This window comes from Sphingosinicella xenopeptidilytica, assembly GCF_042676985.1.
In the GTDB taxonomy this organism is placed as follows: domain Bacteria; phylum Pseudomonadota; class Alphaproteobacteria; order Sphingomonadales; family Sphingomonadaceae; genus Sphingosinicella; species Sphingosinicella xenopeptidilytica.
In genome coordinates, this window is sequence record NZ_JBHTIK010000002.1 from 694,781 (window position 1) to 711,825 (window position 17,045).

Below are 17,045 nucleotides of genomic sequence, written 5' to 3' on the forward strand. Positions count from 1 at the left end.
CCCTAAGGTTTCCAAAGCTTATCGAGGCGGGCGGCGGCATTGTCGTCGCCCGCCACGCTTTCGCGGCGCACGAGCCCGCGCAGCTTGACCGTGCGGCCGAGAATGACGCGCGGTTCTATGTGGTACACGATATCGTAGATGGCGGTTTCGGTGCGCGGGCCATCGGCTGCTTCGCAGCGGCTGGCGATCACGACCGGCAGGCGCCCGTCTCGCGCATCCTTTTCCACCGCCTTCAAGAGCGCACTTTCGAACCAGTCCGCTTCGATGCGGTGATCGAGAACGGTGCTTTCCGGCCCGACCCCAAGCGCACTCGGGAAGCGGATGTCGGTGCTTTGCAGGGCGCAGTCCGCGGCCTTGAACGCGAGGCCGGCACCGCCTGCATCGATTGCGATCAGCCCGATCGATTTCGGCCGGGACGTGGCTTTTTCTGCCCGCCGTTCGGCCTCCGCCGATTTGCGCTCGTCGTAGTTGTTCCACAGCGTCAGCGCCGAGATCACGACGGCGATCACCGCCACGGTTTCGCCGAGCGAAAGCCATCGGCGACGGATGCGGGCGGTTTCGGCGGCTTTCTCTGCGTGCGTTTCGGGGATTTCCGGTACGTCAGAAGACATCGGCGAGTTTCCTTGGCGCGGACAGGCGCCAGCTTTTCATGAGCCAGTCGTTCACGTGCTCCCAGTCCGGCTCTTGCCTGTCGAGCCGGATGCCGATCCAGCCGTAGGGGCCGAGATAGGGCGGGCGGTAGTAAAGATCGGGGTCGGCCTCGATCAGCATCGCCTGTTCTTCAAGGCCGCTCGTCTTCACCAGCAGCGCGGTGATGCCGCAGCCGTGGTGATCGTCGCTGAAATAGGCAAAGAACTTGCCCTTCTCGACGTAAAAACCGGGCGCGCCGTGCGAGAGCTTTTCGGCGGTGGCGGGCAGAGCGAGCGCCCGCGCGCGGACGGCTTCAAGCAGGGCTTCGGGATTGGAGGACATCGGCGGCACACTTCGCAAGCGCTGCGGGATACAGGCGATGTTCCTCTTTCAGAACGCGCTCTGCAAGCGTTTCCGGCGTGTCCCCTGCAAGCACGGGAACACGCGCCTGCGCCACCACCGGGCCGTCGTCGAGCTCCGGCGTCACGATGTGCACCGAGCAGCCGGCCTCGGCATCGCCGGCTTCGATCGCGCGGGCGTGTGTGTCGAGGCCTTTGTATTTGGGGAGCAGCGAGGGGTGGATGTTGAGGATGCGACCCTTCCAGGATTCGACGAATTCGGACGAAAGCAGCCGCATATAGCCCGCGAGTGCGATCATTTCGACGTTCGCGGCACGCAGCGCCGCATCAATCAGCCTGTCGAATTCGGCGCGCTTCATGCCGCGATGATCATGCGCCCAAATGGCCACGCCGCGCTCATCCGCGAAGCCGAGGCCGGCTGCTTCTGGGTTGTTGGAGGCGACGAGGACGACCTCGTATGGGCAGTCCTGCGCCTCGGCGGCGGCAAGGATCGAAGCCATGTTGCTGCCGCGGCCGGAGATCATCACCCCGACGCGGAGTTTAGGCGACATGCACGGCTTCCCAAGCCTCGCGGCTACCCCACGTTTCGGCGCCGCCGACGACAGTGCAGCCGGTGTCCCCCGCATCGATGGCACCGATCACGTATGCGGTTTCCCCGGCAGCAGCGAGTGCGCCGAGCGTCGCTTCGACGTCCGCCGATGCCACCACCGCGACCATGCCGATGCCGCAGTTGAACGTGCGCGCCATTTCTCCGGCGGCGATGTTGCCTTCATGCTGGAGCCACGCGAACGCGGGCGGAAGCGCCCATGCACCCGTGTCGATGCGGGCGTGTGCGCCCTTCGGCAGCACGCGCGGCACGTTTTCGAGGAGCCCGCCGCCGGTGATGTGTGCGAGCGCCTTGATGCGGCCCGCGCGGATTTCCGGAAGCAATGCCTTCACATAGATGCGCGTGGGCGTGAGGAGCGCTTCGCCGAGAGGGCGCGATGTGTCGAACGGGGCGGGGGCGTCCAGCGCGTGGCCCTTGTCGGCAACGATGCGGCGGACGAGCGAATAGCCGTTCGAATGGAAGCCCGAGGAGGCGATGCCGAGCAGCACGTCGCCCTGCGCGACGCGTTCGCCGGTCAGCTGCTGGCCGCGTTCGACGGCACCCACGGAAAAGCCCGCGAGGTCATAATCGCCTGCGCCGTACATGCCCGGCATCTCGGCGGTTTCGCCGCCGATAAGCGCGCAGCCCGCGATGCGGCAGCCTTCGGCGATGCCCGCGACGACAGCCGAAGCGACGCCTTGCTCAAGCTTGCCGGTCGCGAAATAATCCAGGAAAAACAAGGGTTCGGCGCCCTGCACGACAAGGTCGTTCACGCACATGGCGACGAGATCGATGCCGACCGTGTCGTGACGTCCGGTGTCGATGGCGAGTTTCAGCTTGGTGCCGACGCCGTCCGTTGCCGCAACGAGCAGCGGATCGTTGAACCCTGCGGCCTTCGGATCGAAGAACGCGCCGAAGCCGCCGATCTCGGCGTCTGCGCCGGGACGCGCCGTCGCCTTCACCAGCGACGAGATCGCCTTCACGAAGGTGTTTCCGGCGGCGATGGAGACGCCTGCGTCGGCGTAGCTGTAGGATTTGCCCGTGGTCATCGCGCGGCCATAGCGCCGAAGCGAGAAATATTCGACTCCCAATTCGCGCCGCGTTTGGCATAGAGGCGCCGTGACCTTCAAACGCAAGCTCAACGGATGGATGGCGGCCGCGCTGGCGGCGCTTGCGGCGGCTGTCGCGGTGCCGCTGCTGGCGCAGGATGGCGATCGCCCGGAACCGCCCGCTGAGGCCCCCGCCGCGGGCGGGAGCGCGTTCCTCGTCAGCGATATCGATGTCGATGTGGTGGCGGGCTCCGCCGAAGCCGCGCGCGTCGCCGCGTTTCGCGAGGCGGCGCGGCAGGCGTGGCCGCAACTCTATGCGCGGATGACGGGCGTTGCCGCGTCGGGCGCCCCCAAGCTCCCCGACAGCGCGATCGAGGGGATGGTGAGCGGCGTCGAGGTTCAGGCAGAGCATTTTTCGGATAAGCGCTACGTCGGCAAGCTCGGCGTCGTGTTCGACCGTGTCCGCGCCGGGGAGCGGCTGCCCGCGAACGCGCGCGTGCTGCAGTCCGCGCCGATGCTGTTGCTGCCGGTGCTCGCGGACGGCGGTGTGACCTCGGTCTACGAGGGGCGCTCGCCGTGGCTGCAGGCGTGGTCGCGCTTCGGCACGGATTCGAGCCCGATTTCCTATGTGCGTGCGGGTGGCAGCGCGTCCGACGCGATGCTGCTGACGGGATGGCAGGCGCGGCGCGACAATCGCGGCCTGTGGCGTTCGATCCTGTCGCGTTATGGCGCTGAGAACGTGCTGGTGGCGGAGGCCTGGCTCGACCGCACCTACCCCGGCGGGCCGATCGTCGGCACCTTCCTTGCCCGGCATGGGCCGGATTCGGCCGTGCTGACGCGGTTCCGCCTGCGCGCCGGGGCCGCGGGTGAGCTTGATGCGATGCTCGACACCGCCGTGCGGCGGATCGATTCCGCTTATGCGCGCGCGCTCCAGTCCGGCGTGCTGCGCGCCGACCCGACTTTGACGCTGGCGCTGGAACCGGTTTCGGTATCGCCGCTGCTCGATCCGGCGGAATCGCTGGGATCGATGGGGACGACCGTCAGTGTCGCAACGCCCGATGCGGTGAGCTGGAATGCGATCGAGGCCGCGCTCGGCGGCGTGCCCGAGGTGGACGGCGTTACGCTGCTCGGGCTTTCCATCGGCGGCATGTCGCAGGTGCGCATCAATCACACGGTCGATTACGCGATGCTTCGCTACGCGCTCGATCAGCGCGGCTGGCGGCTCGATGGCAGCCAGCTTCGCCGCCGCGCGGAAGGCGAGGCGCCGCTGCCGCGCCCGGCGGTTGTGCTGCCGTCGTTGCCGGTCGCCGACGATGCCGTCACCGAAAGCGGCGGCCCGCGCGACCTGATGCCGTCGGAGAACGAACGGTGAGCGAGGGCGCCGTCCTCGGCGGTCGGCGGCGCATCCCGATCCGCTGGATTCTCGTCGCCGCGATCATCCTGTGGTTCGCCTATGCGACACGCGGCGTGCTCGGACCGTTCGTCGCCGGGCTCGTCATCGCCTATCTGCTCGATCCGGTGGCGGACAGGCTGGAGCAGCGCGGCGTTCCGCGCTGGGTGGCGGCGATGCTGATCCTTGTGGGTTTCTTCGGCGTGTTCGCGCTGCTTATCCTCGCGATGGCGCCGCTCGTGGCAGCGCAGTTCCAGCAACTTGTACAGAACCTCCCGCAACTCATTCAGTCACTTGGACCTCTGGTCGAGCGCCTTTCGGACGCGGCTGGCGACGTCGTCGCGATCGAAACGCTCAGCAACGACCTGATGCACCGCGCCGCGGCGTGGCTCAGCACGCTTGCGAGCGGCATTCTGAGCCGAGGCCTCGCGGTCTTCAACCTGCTTGCGCTGTTCGTGATGATGCCCGTCGTCGCCTTCTATGCCCTGCGCGACTACGACGCGCTGACGATGCGCATCAATGCGTGGTGGCCGCCGCGCTATGCGGAGACGATCCGGCGCCTGCTGGGCGAATCGGATGCCGCGCTTGCGGGGTTCGTGCGGGGGCAGTCGCTTGTCTGCCTGTCGCTTGCGATCTTCTATTCGGTGGGCTGGAGCCTGATCGGTCTCAACTACGCGCTCGTGCTCGGCACGCTTGCGGGCGTGCTCGGCTTCGTGCCCTATCTCGGCGTCGTCGTCTCGGTGGGGCTCGGGCTTCTCGTCGGTCTCGGCCAGTGGGGGCCGGACGTGCTGCACCTCGGCCTCATCGTTGGTATCTTCTTTGTGGGGCAGCTTCTCGAAAGCACCGTGCTGACACCGAACCTCATCGGCAACCGCATAGGGCTGCATCCCCTGTGGGTGCTGTTCGCGGTGTTTGCGGGCGGTGAGCTGCTGGGCATCCTTGGTGTGTTCCTCGCCGTGCCGGTGGCGGCGGTTCTTGGCGTCGTCATGCGCTGGCTGCTCGGCGAGTATCTGAAAAGCCCGCTCTTCCTTGACGACGAACCGCCGCCAGAGGACGTGACCCTTTCCGCATGAGCCAGTTCGCGCTGCCGCTCGAATACCGGTCGGCCGACGGGGAAGCGGATTTCTACATCTCGGAGGCGAATGCTGCTGCGGTCGCGATGCTTGACCGTTGGCCGGATTGGCCGTCGCATACGCTGATCGTCGTCGGCCCCGAAGGCTCAGGCAAGAGCCACCTGTTGCGGCTTTTCGCGGGGCGGCATCCCGGTGCTGTGCGCATTTTCGACGATACCGACGTGTCCGGCCGTGACGAAAATGCAATGTTCCATGCGTGGAACGCCGCGCAGGCAGGTGGTCCCGCGCTGCTCGTCGCGGCGCGGACGTCGCCCGGCGAATGGAATGTGCGGCTGCCCGATCTTGCCTCTCGCCTCGGTGCGGCGGGGATCATCCATATCGATGCCCCCGACGACGCGCTGCTTGCCGAAATCGTTGCAAAATCTTTTCGCGAACGTGGCCTGCGCGTTTCACCAATTGTCATAGAGTATATGGTACAACGGATCGAACGCAGCTTTGCCGCCGCCGCATCCGCTGTCGCCGCGATCGACGCCGCCGCTCTTGCGGGGCAGCGCGCCGTGACCGTGCCGCTGGTGCGCGTGGCACTGCTGCTCGGCGAGACGGCGGACGGAAGCGAAAGTGGCGAAACGTAACATCAAATCGGTTGGCGGTAACAACGCGCGGTACTTCAACCGCGAGCTTTCGTGGCTGGCGTTCAATGCCCGCGTGCTCGAAGAGGCGGAAAACGTCCGGCATCCGCTGCTCGAACGTCTGCGCTTCCTGTCAATCTCCGGCGCCAACCTCGATGAGTTCTACATGGTCCGTGTGGCGGGCCTGTACGGGCAGGTGGAGGAGGGGGTCGAGCTTCGCAGCCCCGATGGAGCGACACCCGCGCAGCAGCTTGTCGCCGTCACGGAGCGCGCGGATGCGCTGATGCGCCAGCAACAGAATGTGTGGCGTGCGCTGTCGAGTGAACTGGCGGTCGCCGGTTTTCACGTGCTCAAAGGCCCCGAGCTCTCGCCAGAAGACGAACGCTGGCTCGAAACCTATTTCCGCGAGCAGATATTCCCGGTGCTGACACCGCAGGCGATCGATCCGGCGCATCCCTTCCCGTTCATCCCCAACCGCGGCCTTGCGCTCACCATGGAGCTGAAGCGCGAATCGGATGGTGAGGAATTGCTCGCGCTGGTGATGATGCCCGCGCCGCTTGCCCGCTTCGTGCGCCTGCCGGGCGCGCAGGCGCGCTACATCGCGCTCGAGAACGTCGTGCGCATCTTCGCGGACGACCTGTTTCCGAACTTCAAGATCATGGGCGACGGCGTGTTCCGCGTGATCCGCGACAGCGACATCGAGGTTGAGGAAGAGGCTGAAGACCTCGTCCGCTTCTTCCAGACCGCGATCAAGCGCCGCCGCCGGGGCCGCGTGATCCGCCTGAAGATCGAGGACGGCACGCCGCCGCGCCTCCACCAGATGGTTCAACATGCGCTCCACATCGACGACCGCGACGTGACCCCGGTTACGGGCATCATCGGCGTCGCCGATCTCGCCCAGCTGGTCGAGGAAGATCGCCCGGACCTCAAGTTCGAGCCCTACACGCCGCGCTTCCCCGAGCGTATCCGCGAGTACGGTGGCGATTGCTTCGCGGCGATCCGCGCCAAGGATATCGTCGTCCACCACCCCTACGAGAGCTTCGACGTCGTGCTCGCCTTCCTGCGGCAGGCGGCGGCGGACCCGGACGTTGTTGCGATCAAGCAGACGCTTTACCGCGCGGGCAAGCAGTCCGCCGTGGTGCGTGCGCTTGTCGATGCAGCGGAGGCGGGCAAGTCGGTGACCGCGGTCGTGGAGCTGAAGGCGCGTTTCGACGAGGAGCAGAACCTCGTGTGGGCGGCGGCGCTGGAGCGCGCGGGCGTGCAGGTCGTCTACGGCTTCATCGACTGGAAGACGCACGCCAAGATATCGCTCGTCGTGCGCCGTGAAAACGGTAGCCTTCGTACCTACTGCCACCTCGGCACGGGCAATTATCACCCGGTGACGGCACGCATCTACACCGATCTCAGCTTTTTCAGTGCGGACCCCAAGCTCGGCCGCGATGCCGCGCAGATCTTCAACTACGTGACGAGCTACGTGGAGCCGCGCGGACTGGAGGCGATGACAATCTCGCCCTCGGGGATGCGCCAGAAGCTCACCGCGCTCATCGACGCGGAAATCGCCAATGCCGAGGCCGGACAGCCGAGCGGCATCTGGGCAAAGATGAACTCGCTCGTCGATCCGGCGATCATCGACAAGCTCTACGAGGCGAGCGCCGCAGGCGTTCCCATCGAGCTTGTGATCCGCGGCATCTGCTGCCTGCGCCCCGGCGTGCGCGGGCTTTCGGAGAACATTCGCGTTCGCTCGATCATCGGGCGTTTTCTCGAACACAGCCGCATCATCGCTTTCGCGAACGGCAGCGCACTGCCTTCACGCAAGGCGTTGCTCTTCACCTCGTCGGCGGACTGGATGCCGCGAAATTTCGACCGCCGCGTCGAACTGCTCGTGCCGATCGAGAACCCCACGGTGCACGCGCAGATCCTCGATCAGGTGATGCTGGCGAACCTCAAGGACACGGAGCAGTCGTGGGAACTCCACCCGGATGGGACATATGAGCGCATCGCTTCACCCGGGGAATCGTTCAACCTGCACCGCTATTTCATGACGAATCCGTCGCTTTCGGGTCGCGGCGCCGCTATCAAGGCTGCCGCTCCCGTACCCCGGCTCTACCTGTCGGATACTGACGCGGGCCTTCCGGCCGCCGCCGCCGAATAGACTCGTGTGAAGCCAGCCGTTATTGCCGAGCGCATTGCGGCAACTGGGTGCGGCGACAGGGGCAAGCGAATGGCGCTGAGCGCGACGAAAGACCGCCGCCGGGCCGGGGATATTCCGGTCAATGCCGTCATCGACATCGGCTCGAACTCGATTCGCCTTGTCGCCTTCCGCGGCGACCGGCGCACGCCGCTGGTGCTGTTCAACGAGAAGGTGATGGCCGGGCTCGGCCGGGGCGTCGCGGATACCGGCGCCATCACGCCCGAGGGGCTGGAAACCGCGCGCGCCGCGCTCACACGCTTTCGCCTGCTGTGCGATGACATGAACGTCGATCGCCTTCACGCCTTCGCGACTGCTGCCGTGCGCGATGCCCGGAACCGCGACGCCTTTCTTGAAATGGCGAAGAAGCGCTGCGCGCTCGATGTCCGCATACTGAGCGGTGCGGAGGAGGCGCGGCTCGCAGCCTACGGTGTGATCGCCGGTATCCCGAATGCCGATGGTGTCGTTGGCGATCTCGGCGGCGGCAGCCTGGAACTCGTCCGCGTGAAGAAGGGCAAGCCGCACAGCCATCTGTCGTTGCCCATCGGTGCGCTGAAGCTTGATGCCGCGCGCAAGATGGGCGGGCGCTCGCTGGCGGGGCTGGTGAAGAAGGCGCTCGCCGAGGTGAAGTGGGCGGGGCAGGGGAAGGGGCTTCCCTTCTACATGGTCGGCGGCTCGTGGCGCGCGCTCGCGCAGCTTCACATGCATCTCGCCGACTATCCGCTGCCGGTCGTCCACCAGTATGCGATGGATATCGCGGGAATCGACCACATGGCGCGCGCGCTGCCGAACCTGAGCCCCAAACGCCTGCGCGCGATCCCGCGCTTGTCCTCGGCGCGTATCCCGCAGCTTCCGGGCGCAGCGCTCCTGCTCCGCGCCGTCGTGAAGCGGCTCGGCAGCAGCGGTGTCATCGCCTCGTCCTATGGCATTCGCGAAGGCATCCTTTACGCGGACCTGCCGAAGGATATTCAGAAGGAAGACCCGCTCGTCTCCGCGGCGAAGCAGGAGGCTGCGATTCAGGGCCGTTTCCCGCTCCATGCCGAAGCGCTGATGGAATGGATGAACGGCATGTTCGCGCCCGAGATGCCGGACCATACGCGGCTGCGCCTCGTCGCCTGCGTGCTTGCCGATACGGCGTGGCGCGCGCACCCGGATTTCCGGGCGGAGCGGGGTCTTGAGCTGGCGCTCCACGGCAACTGGGTCGGGATCGACGGGCGCGAGCGCGCGCTGCTCGGCGCAGCGCTGTTCGCAGCCTATGGCGGCTCGGCGAACGATCCGGCGATCGCCGACCTGCCGCGACTCGCTGCGCGGGACGAACTGACGCGCGCATTCAAGTGGGGGCTTGCTCTGAGGCTCGGCCAGCGGCTGACGGCCGGCACGGCCCGGCCGCTCGAAAAGAGCCGTGTCTACCGCGATGGCGGCCGCCTCGTTCTGACACTGACACCGCGCTACCAGCCGCTCTACGCCGAGGCTGTCGCCCGGCGTCACGAAGCGCTGGCGGCCGCCATGGGTCTTGTCGCGGTGTTCGAGGTGGAGAGGAGCTAGTCGATCTCGGTCATGCGCAGCTTCCCGCTCTGCACGGCGAAGCTGAGCCGCCCTTCGACGAGAGCGAGTGCATCGCGGCCGAAGACTTCGTAGCGCCAGCCGTTCAGCAGTGGCAGTCCGTCGCGGACACCTGCGGCGAGGGCTTCGAGGTGATCTGCCTTGCCGATAAGTTTCGGCGCGACATCAGCCTCTTTGCAGCGAATCTTCAGAAGCAGCTTCAAGAGATCGGCGACGAGAACAGCGTCCGATCCGAGACGCGGCTTGCCTGCGTCGCGCTCGGGCATTTCGCTTTCGGGCAGCGGCACGGCGGCGTCCAGCGCCTCCATCAGCCGTGCACCCATGTCGTTCGTCGTCCAAGTCTTCGAAAGCCCGCGCACGCGGCCGAGCGCTTCCTGATCCCCCGGCGGATGCGCGGCGAGATCGGCAAGCGTCTCGTCCTTCACGATGCGGCCGCGCGGCAGGTCGCGGCGCTGGGCTTCCAGCTCGCGCCACGCGGCAAGCGCCTTCAACCGGCCGAGCGCGTCGGCTTTCCGGCTTGGCAGGCGGATGCGCTGCCAGGCGGTCCACGGATCGTTGACGTAGTTCTCGGGCGTCGTCAGCCGCGCCATCTCCTCGTCGAGCCAGTCGCCGCGCCCGGTTTTCTTGAGGCGTCCGAGCAGCTTCGGGAACAGCTGGATGAGGTGCGTCACGTCGCCGATCGCGTAATCGAGCTGGCGCTTGTCGAGCGGGCGGCGGGCCCAGTCGGTGAAGCGGGCGCCCTTGTCGAGATTGGCGCCGGTGAACGAGGCGACGAGGTTGATGTAGCTGACCTGCTCGCCCATCCCCAGCGCCATTGCCGCCACCTGCGTGTCGAACACGGGCGAGGGGGTCTTGCCGGTCATATTGTGGATGATCTCGATATCCTGCCCGCCGGCGTGGAAGATCTTGAGGACATCGGCCGCCACGAGAAGGTCGAGCATCGGGGCAAGGTCGATGCCGCTCGCCTTCGGATCGACAGCCGCGGCCTCGTCGGGCGAGGCGAGCTGGATCAGGCAGAGGTCGGCCCAGTACGTGTTCTCGCGCATGAACTCGGTGTCGACGGCGATATAGTCGGCGGTGGCGAGACGGGCACAGAAGGCGGCGAGCGTTTCGGTATCGGTAATCAGCGGATGGATTTTCATGGACGGTTCTATTAGGGCGGTCGGCGCTTCCATGCCAGCGCCTTGACAACAAGGGTGCAGGCATGTGTCTGGCCCGCCACAAACACCGGAATCGAGTGAGAATGCACGTCTATCGCACGCACCATTGCAGCGCCCTTCGCAAGGCCGATGTCGGCAATACCGCCCGCATCTCGGGCTGGGTCCACCGGAAGCGCGACCACGGAGGGCTGCTGTTCGTCGACCTCCGCGACCATTACGGGCTGACGCAGGTGGTGTGCGACACAGACTCGCCGGCGTTTCCTGTGCTGGACGGCGCGCGGGCCGAGAGCGTGCTCACCGTGACCGGCAAGGTCGTGGCGCGTTCGGACGCGACCGTGAACCCAAACCTGCCGACGGGTGAGATTGAGCTGTGGGCGGCCGAGGTTGCCGTGCAGTCGGCGGCGTCCGAGCTGCCGATGCCGGTGGCGGGCGATACCGAGTATCCCGAGGATATCCGCCTCAAGTACCGCTATCTCGACCTCCGCCGCGACCGGCTGCACCGCAATATCGTGCTGCGTTCGAACGTCATCGCATCGCTGCGCCGCCGCATGATCGAGCAGGGCTTCACCGAGTTCCAGACGCCGATCCTCACCGCCTCGTCGCCCGAGGGCGCGCGCGACTTCCTGGTGCCGAGCCGTATGCATCCGGGCAAGTTCTACGCGCTGCCGCAGGCGCCGCAGATGTTCAAGCAGCTGCTGATGGTGGCGGGCTTCGACCGTTACTTCCAGATCGCGCCCTGCTTCCGCGACGAGGATGCACGTGCCGACCGCTCGCCGGGCGAGTTCTACCAGCTCGACTTCGAGATGAGCTTCGTGACGCAGGACGACGTGTTCAACGCGATCGAGCCGGTGCTTGCGGGCGTTTTCGAGGAGTTCGCGAACGGCAAGTCGGTGACCCCGGCGGGTTCGTTCCCGCGCATTCCTTACCGCGAGTCGATGCTGAAGTACGGCAACGACAAGCCGGACCTCCGCAATCCCATCGAGATCGTCGACGTGACCGAGCATTTCCGCGGTTCGGGCTTCGGCATCTTCGCGAAGATGGTGGAAGGCGGCAACGTGGTGCGCGCGATTCCCGCGCCGAAAGCGGGCGAGCGCAGCCGCAAGTTCTTCGACGACATGAACGACTGGGCGCGTAGCGAAGGTTTCGCAGGCCTCGGCTACATCAACATCAAGGACGGCGTGCCCGCCGGCCCCATCGCCAAGAACCACGGTGAGGACGCCACCGCGAAGCTGATCGCGGCGCTCGGCCTCGGCCCGGACGACGGCGTGTTCTTCGCAGCGGGCAAGGAAGCCGACGCGGCGAAGCTCGCGGGCAAGGCGCGCACCAAAGTGGGCGAAGACCTCGGCCTTATCGAAGAGGGTGCTTTCAAGTTCTGCTGGATCGTCGACTTCCCGATGTTCGAGTACGACGAGGAAGCCAAGCAGGTCATCTTCTCGCACAACCCGTTCTCGATGCCGCAGGGCGAGCTTGAGGCGCTGGAGACGAAGAATCCGCTCGATATCCTCGCGTGGCAGTACGACATCGTCTGCAACGGCATCGAGCTGTCTTCGGGCGCGATCCGGAACCACAAGCCCGAGATCATGTACAAGGCGTTCGAGATCGCCGGCTACAGCCAGGAACAGGTCGACACGAACTTCTCGGGCATGATCAATGCCTTCAAGTTCGGGGCCCCGCCGCACGGCGGATCAGCGCCGGGCGTGGACCGTATCGTCATGCTGCTGGCCGATGAACCGAACCTCCGCGAGGTGGTGCTGTTCCCGATGAACCAGAAGGCCGAGGACCTGATGATGAACGCTCCGGCCAGCGTCTCCGATCGGCAGCTGAAAGAGCTTTCGATCAAGCTCGACCTGCCGAAGCCGAAGGCCGGGTAAGTCGATGAAAGCGCCGTCGCTGCATCGCCTGCCGAAGTTCGAGAAAGTCTCGAACGGGGATTATGAGGCGGCGCTGAAGACGGTGCAGGAGCGGCTCGCGGCCGTTCAGGCGAGCTGTATCGGCCGACGTCGCCGCGCCATTGTTGCGGTCGAGGGCCTCGACGCGGCGGGGAAGGGCGGCTTTATCCAGCGGCTCACTGCGCCGTGGGACCCGCGCTTCTTCGACGTGCAGCCGATCAAGGCGCCCGATGCCGAGGAGCGGGCTCACCACTATCTCTGGCGCTTCTGGCAGAAACTGCCGGCGCATGGCGAAGTGAACATCTTCGATCGCACATGGTACGGGCGCGTACTCGTGGAGCGCGTCGAGGGTTTCGCAACCGAAGCCGAATGGCGCCGTGCCTACGATGAGATCAACGCCTTCGAGAAGACGCTCGTCGATGACGGCGCCGTCATCATCAAACTGTTCTTCACGGTGAGCCAGAAGGAGCAGGACGAGCGGCTGGTCGAGCGGCTGGAAACACCAGCAAAGCGCTGGAAGGTTTCGCCCGAGGACTTCCGCAATCGGTTGAAGCGCGACGCCTACGTGGAAGCTGCGGAAGACATGTTCGCCCGCACGCACACGGCCCATGCGCCGTGGACGATCATCGACGGCGAGCATAAGAAGACCGCGCGCATCACGGCGCTGAACCTCGTCGCGGACCGGCTTTCGGATGGGCTCGACCTCTCACCGCCTGCGCTTTCGCCCGATATCGTGAAGCTGGCGAAGGCCGCGTTCGGCAAGAAGCTGAACCTCGGCTAACGCCTACCTTCAGCCGCGGTTCAACGAGCGAGTCGCAATCTCCATGACAATTGGGTCAGGAGTGTTCGAAATGCGTGTTCACAAGGCAAGTTTGATGGCGGGTACGCTGGTTGCAGCGGTCCTTGCCGGCCCGGCGATGGCACAGGACCGCGACCGCGACGGGCCTCGCCCGCAGCGCGAGCGCGGTATGCAGGTCAATCGCGAGGCGCCGCGCGCACCCGAGGCAAGGCCGCCGCGGGTTGTCCAGCCGGAACGTGGCCAAGAACGCGGTCAGATCCGCCGGATCGAGACGCCGGAACCCCGCCAATCGCGCGTGGAAGCGCCGCGGCAGGCGGAAGCCGTGCAGCAGCGCATGAACGGTGTGATTGGCCGCGACAATCAGCGTTACGGTGACAACAACCGCGACAATAACCGCAATCAGGGCCGTGACTGGAACAACCGCGACCGGGACGGCCGCGACGGCAATCGCCGCGACTGGGATCGAAACCGCGACCGGAACGACAACCGAAACGACAACCGAAACTGGGACCGCGACCGGAATCGGGATCGTGATAACGATTGGCGCGACCGGGACAAAGATCGGGACCGTGATCGCGATCGTTGGCGGGATAACGACCGTAACCGCGATAGGGATCGTGATCGCTGGCGCGACCACAATCGGCGCCCTGTCGTGATCGTGCGCCCCAGCCCTAGCTACCGTTATCGTCCGCACTGGTGGGGTTCGAGCGCCTTCTACTTCGATAACCGCTATTACGGTCACTACGACTACGATTCCTGGTATCGTCCCGGCTACGGCTTCTACGGTTCGCAGTACGGCAGCGGCTGGGCGTTGCTCGATCCGTGGCTCCGGCAAGACCCGGCGGCGAAGCACTGGGTGATGTGGAACTTCGATCGCAACCGCAACGGCCAGCTTTCGAAGGACGAGGCCCGGCGCGCCAACCGCGAGTTCGCCCGGTTGGCAGACCGCAATCGCGACGGCTACCTGAACGACGGAGAGATCCGCTTCGGTGTTGAAGAACTGCGGGACGAGTACCGGTACAGCTTCAACTATTAGGCTGCGATCGTTTCAGGCCTCGGCCTGAAACGATCAGGCTCCAGGGTAGGCGATCGAGACGACCTCAAGCTCCTGCACGCCACCCGGCAGGCGGACGCTCCTCAGGTCTCCGATCGCCGCACCTTTAAGGGCTATGGAAAGCGGCGCGCGCCATGAAATATGGCCGCGCGGCGTGTCCGTCTCATCCTCCCCCACGATCGTGATCGTGCGCTGCCGGTCGTCTTCGTCGGCGACGGTGACGGTGGCACCGAAGAATACCCGCGACTTGTCGGGCTGCTTCGTCGGATCGACGACGCGGGCATTTTTCAGCCGCTTCGAAATGCGCGTCAACTCACGGTCGATCTCGCGCAGCCGCTTGCGGCCATAGAGATAGTCGCCGTTTTCCGAGCGGTCGCCATTGCCTGCCGCCCACGAGACGATTTCGACGATCTTCGGCCGCTCGACCTCGAAGAGCGCACGGTGCGCCTCGATGAGCGCCTTCATGCCCGCGGGCGTGATGTAGTTGGGGATATCAGCCATTTTTCCAGCGATCGTCTCAACCGGGGCGATTCTTGCCGATCCACGCCGAGAGCGTGTTGGTGGAAGGCTGGCCCGCGCGCGCGGGATTGAGCCGATCGTAGACCACGGCGTTTTCCAGCACAGCGCGCACGTAGCCGCGCGTCTCGGTGAACGGGATTTCCTCCACCCAGCGCACGGCATCGACGCTCGGCAGCCGGGGGTCGCCGTTCGCAGTGATCCACTTGCGCACATTGCCCGCCCCGGCGTTGTAGGAGGCGATAGCGAGCATGTGGTTGCCGCCCCACTGGTCGACGAGGTTGAGGTAATAGGTCGATCCGAGCTGGACGTTGTAGTCGGGGTCTCTGGTCAGTGCCTCGGGGCGATAGGTCGTGCCCATCTTGCCCGCCGTTTCGCGCGCCGTGCCCGGCATCAGCTGCATCAGGCCGCGCGCACCGGCGCGGCTGACAGCGGTGGGATCGAAGCGGCTTTCCTGACGGGTGATCGCATGGATCATCGTCCAATTGCTTGTCAGCACGCCGCCGACGGGTAGCTGCGGGTAAGCGAAACGCAGGATCGCGGGAGGCCCGTCCACCATTTCGCCGCGGCTCGCGATCAGCGCATAGTCGGCGCGGCCGAGTTGCTGCGCGAGTTCGCTGACAAGGAATTCGCGCGCTGAGGTCTTCGCACCGTCTGCGAGCGTTTTCAGGAACAATGTCTGCTTCGCCCGGTCGCCGGCCATGCCGAGCAGGCGGGCAGCCTCGACGCGGTCGTCCGCTGCGAATGCCTGACGCTCGGGTGTCGGCACGGCGGGATCAGCGGTTGCGGGAATCGAGAGCGGCCGGTTCAGCCGTTCGGCGGCGAGCTGGCCATAGAAGGTGAGGGGAAAGCGTGCCGCGGTTTCGAGATTGCGGTTGGCGTCGATGGTGAGCCCGGCAGCCTCTGCGGCGCGTCCTGCCCAATAGTGCCCGCGCGATCGCGTGCCCGCGAACGCAGCAGCAGAAGCGAAATTCTCGAAGTGGCGGACAGCGTCGCGCGCGCGGTTCAGCTTGTGGAGCGCCGTCCACCCCGCGAGCCATTCGAGACTGGTGAAGGTGTCGCGCTCTGCCCCGCTGTAGCTGGTCAGCGCGCGGTCGAAGGCGAAGCCGCCGTGATTGTGGGCGATCTCGAAGGCGAGGCTGTTCTGGTTGTCGTTCACAGCGCCGCGCGCCGCCGCCAGCACCTCGGTCATCCAGGCATTGCGGTCTCCCGCGCTGCCGGGTGCGATTTCGGCGCGTGCAAGAAGCTGGCGCGCGGCAAGGCTGTTGCCGCTGGCGCGCAGGAAGGCGCTGCGGTCGGCGATGAGGCCGGGGTCGTTTTCGAAACCGGTGCCGAGCTTGCCGATCGCGAGGTTGGCATCCACTGCCGCAGGTGCCGAGGCGGCGCCCTTCGCAGCCGCCGCCCGCTGGAGCGCAATGCGCGCTTCCGCAAGCGTGCGGTCGCTGCCCGACAGGAAGGTCAGCATTCGCGTTGCGGTGGAGAGATCGCGCAGCCAGAGCAGCCGGTCCATGCGGAACACATGATCATCACGGCTGAGGATGCCGCCGAACGCCGCGAGGAACTGGTTTTCAAGCGCGGGGCCGATGCCGCCCATGCGCCACGCCTGCTTGGCTTCCGTATTGGCGGCGTTGGTCATGCCCGCCGCCATCAGCGCTTCGGCGTGGCGGAAGCGGCCGATGCCCGAAAGCGGCGGCAACGCGCGGAAGAAGGAGAGCCGCGCTGCCATCGGCGTCGTGTCGCTGATCGTGCCCTCGGCGCGGCGGCGCAGGTCGTCGGCGCCCGGCCAGTCTGCGTTGGCGCGCAGGAATTCGGAGAACTCGGAGAACGTGGCCGCGTATTCCGGGCGTCGCAGCCGATCCCACACCAGCAGCTTCTGCGCGGTCGGCGAGCCGCTGACACCCATCGCGGAGACGGGGCGGAACTCGCGGCGGGCCTGCGCTTCCAGACCCGCCTTCAACGCATCCGCGTCGGCGCGGGACTGGGCAACGGCGGGCGGCGCGGCGAGCGCAGCTGCCGAAAGCAGGGCAAATCGCAGAAGAACGCTGGTAATACTGGACACAGACTTTCCGAGCCTCCTATGACGCCACAAACAGGCCGACTGCGGCCGACGCGTGCAACGGTGCAGCAGCGGCGCGCGAGGAGGCAACGGGCGAGAGTAGC

15 protein-coding genes are annotated in these 17,045 nt (G+C 66.1%); 8 read left to right on the plus strand and 7 right to left on the minus strand.

The window, feature by feature from the left end; all coding sequences use genetic code 11:
• Positions 1-2: 2 nt before the first annotated feature.
• From ACFQ00_RS06180 to purM, 4 genes are read right to left on the minus strand one after another with little or no spacing between them, the layout of a single operon-like run.
• Positions 3-611, minus strand: coding sequence for a hypothetical protein (locus ACFQ00_RS06180; RefSeq protein WP_381487709.1), 609 nt, complete (start codon positions 609-611; stop codon positions 3-5).
• Positions 601-972: an MmcQ/YjbR family DNA-binding protein gene (locus ACFQ00_RS06185; protein ID WP_381487712.1), complete on the minus strand. Its 372-nt coding sequence runs from the start codon at positions 970-972 to the stop codon at positions 601-603. The genes ACFQ00_RS06180 and ACFQ00_RS06185 overlap by 11 nt, the downstream gene beginning before the upstream one ends.
• Entirely contained in the window at positions 944-1,540 is a 597-nt protein-coding gene (purN, locus tag ACFQ00_RS06190) for a phosphoribosylglycinamide formyltransferase (RefSeq protein ID WP_381487715.1), read from the minus strand. The genes ACFQ00_RS06185 and purN overlap by 29 nt, the downstream gene beginning before the upstream one ends.
• A complete protein-coding gene (gene purM, locus ACFQ00_RS06195) occupies positions 1,530-2,624 on the minus strand; it encodes a phosphoribosylformylglycinamidine cyclo-ligase (RefSeq protein WP_381487888.1) in 1,095 nt (364 codons plus the stop codon). Before purM ends, purN begins: the two co-directional genes overlap by 11 nt.
• A 70-nt stretch (positions 2,625-2,694) precedes the next feature.
• Between purM and ACFQ00_RS06200 the strand changes: the two genes are divergently transcribed.
• The 5 genes from ACFQ00_RS06200 (at position 2,695) to ACFQ00_RS06220 (ending at position 9,449) form a co-directional block, all read left to right on the plus strand.
• Entirely contained in the window at positions 2,695-3,996 is a 1,302-nt protein-coding gene (locus ACFQ00_RS06200; protein WP_381487718.1) for a heavy-metal-associated domain-containing protein, read from the plus strand.
• Positions 3,993-5,087 carry an AI-2E family transporter gene (locus ACFQ00_RS06205; RefSeq protein ID WP_381487721.1) on the plus strand — a complete coding sequence of 365 codons (1,095 nt, stop codon included), beginning with the start codon at positions 3,993-3,995 and terminating at the stop codon, positions 5,085-5,087. The genes ACFQ00_RS06200 and ACFQ00_RS06205 overlap by 4 nt, the downstream gene beginning before the upstream one ends.
• Positions 5,084-5,719, plus strand: a complete 636-nt coding sequence (locus ACFQ00_RS06210; protein ID WP_381487724.1) for an HdaA/DnaA family protein — start codon at positions 5,084-5,086, stop codon at positions 5,717-5,719. Before ACFQ00_RS06205 ends, ACFQ00_RS06210 begins: the two co-directional genes overlap by 4 nt.
• Positions 5,706-7,868: an RNA degradosome polyphosphate kinase gene (locus tag ACFQ00_RS06215; RefSeq protein ID WP_381487726.1), complete on the plus strand. Its 2,163-nt coding sequence runs from the start codon at positions 5,706-5,708 to the stop codon at positions 7,866-7,868. Before ACFQ00_RS06210 ends, ACFQ00_RS06215 begins: the two co-directional genes overlap by 14 nt.
• Positions 7,869-7,937: 69 nt before the next feature.
• A complete protein-coding gene (locus ACFQ00_RS06220; protein ID WP_381487729.1) occupies positions 7,938-9,449 on the plus strand; it encodes a Ppx/GppA phosphatase family protein in 1,512 nt (503 codons plus the stop codon).
• On the opposite strand, the gene rnd is transcribed toward ACFQ00_RS06220, so the two are convergent.
• A complete protein-coding gene (gene rnd / locus ACFQ00_RS06225; protein WP_381487732.1) occupies positions 9,446-10,609 on the minus strand; it encodes a ribonuclease D in 1,164 nt (387 codons plus the stop codon). The two genes, ACFQ00_RS06220 and rnd, sit on opposite strands and share 4 nt — an antisense overlap.
• A gap of 101 nt (positions 10,610-10,710) precedes the next feature.
• Between rnd and aspS the strand changes: the two genes are divergently transcribed.
• From aspS to ACFQ00_RS06240, 3 genes are all read left to right on the plus strand, one after another.
• Entirely contained in the window at positions 10,711-12,498 is a 1,788-nt protein-coding gene (gene aspS / locus ACFQ00_RS06230; protein ID WP_381487735.1) for an aspartate--tRNA ligase, read from the plus strand.
• 4 nt (positions 12,499-12,502) lie between these two features.
• Entirely contained in the window at positions 12,503-13,297 is a 795-nt protein-coding gene (locus ACFQ00_RS06235; RefSeq protein ID WP_381487737.1) for a polyphosphate kinase 2 family protein, read from the plus strand.
• 70 nt (positions 13,298-13,367) lie between these two features.
• A complete protein-coding gene (locus ACFQ00_RS06240; protein WP_381487739.1) occupies positions 13,368-14,351 on the plus strand; it encodes a hypothetical protein in 984 nt (327 codons plus the stop codon).
• 33 nt (positions 14,352-14,384) lie between these two features.
• On the opposite strand, the gene ACFQ00_RS06245 is transcribed toward ACFQ00_RS06240, so the two are convergent.
• Complete coding sequence (locus tag ACFQ00_RS06245) at positions 14,385-14,870, minus strand: GreA/GreB family elongation factor (RefSeq protein WP_381487742.1); 486 nt, start codon at positions 14,868-14,870, stop codon at positions 14,385-14,387.
• A 16-nt stretch (positions 14,871-14,886) separates the two neighbouring features.
• Positions 14,887-16,944 (minus strand): lytic transglycosylase domain-containing protein, encoded by a 2,058-nt coding sequence (locus tag ACFQ00_RS06250; RefSeq protein ID WP_381487746.1) that lies wholly within the window; start codon positions 16,942-16,944, stop codon positions 14,887-14,889.
• Positions 16,945-17,045 lie beyond the last annotated feature (101 nt).

What these genes read in the sequence shown, in the direction of transcription:
- purM (WP_381487888.1), bottom strand. Translation starts at nt 2,624, where the DNA reads ATGACCACGGGCAAATCCTACAGCTACGCCGACGCAGGCGTCTCCATC.
- ACFQ00_RS06220 (WP_381487729.1), top strand. Translation starts at nt 7,938, where the DNA reads ATGGCGCTGAGCGCGACGAAAGACCGCCGCCGGGCCGGGGATATTCCG.
- purN (WP_381487715.1), bottom strand. Translation starts at nt 1,540, where the DNA reads ATGTCGCCTAAACTCCGCGTCGGGGTGATGATCTCCGGCCGCGGCAGC.
- ACFQ00_RS06180 (WP_381487709.1), bottom strand. Translation starts at nt 611, where the DNA reads ATGTCTTCTGACGTACCGGAAATCCCCGAAACGCACGCAGAGAAAGCC.
- ACFQ00_RS06185 (WP_381487712.1), bottom strand. Translation starts at nt 972, where the DNA reads ATGTCCTCCAATCCCGAAGCCCTGCTTGAAGCCGTCCGCGCGCGGGCG.
- ACFQ00_RS06210 (WP_381487724.1), top strand. Translation starts at nt 5,084, where the DNA reads ATGAGCCAGTTCGCGCTGCCGCTCGAATACCGGTCGGCCGACGGGGAA.
- ACFQ00_RS06240 (WP_381487739.1), top strand. Translation starts at nt 13,368, where the DNA reads ATGCGTGTTCACAAGGCAAGTTTGATGGCGGGTACGCTGGTTGCAGCG.
- aspS (WP_381487735.1), top strand. Translation starts at nt 10,711, where the DNA reads ATGCACGTCTATCGCACGCACCATTGCAGCGCCCTTCGCAAGGCCGAT.
- ACFQ00_RS06235 (WP_381487737.1), top strand. Translation starts at nt 12,503, where the DNA reads ATGAAAGCGCCGTCGCTGCATCGCCTGCCGAAGTTCGAGAAAGTCTCG.
- ACFQ00_RS06245 (WP_381487742.1), bottom strand. Translation starts at nt 14,870, where the DNA reads ATGGCTGATATCCCCAACTACATCACGCCCGCGGGCATGAAGGCGCTC.
- rnd (WP_381487732.1), bottom strand. Translation starts at nt 10,609, where the DNA reads ATGAAAATCCATCCGCTGATTACCGATACCGAAACGCTCGCCGCCTTC.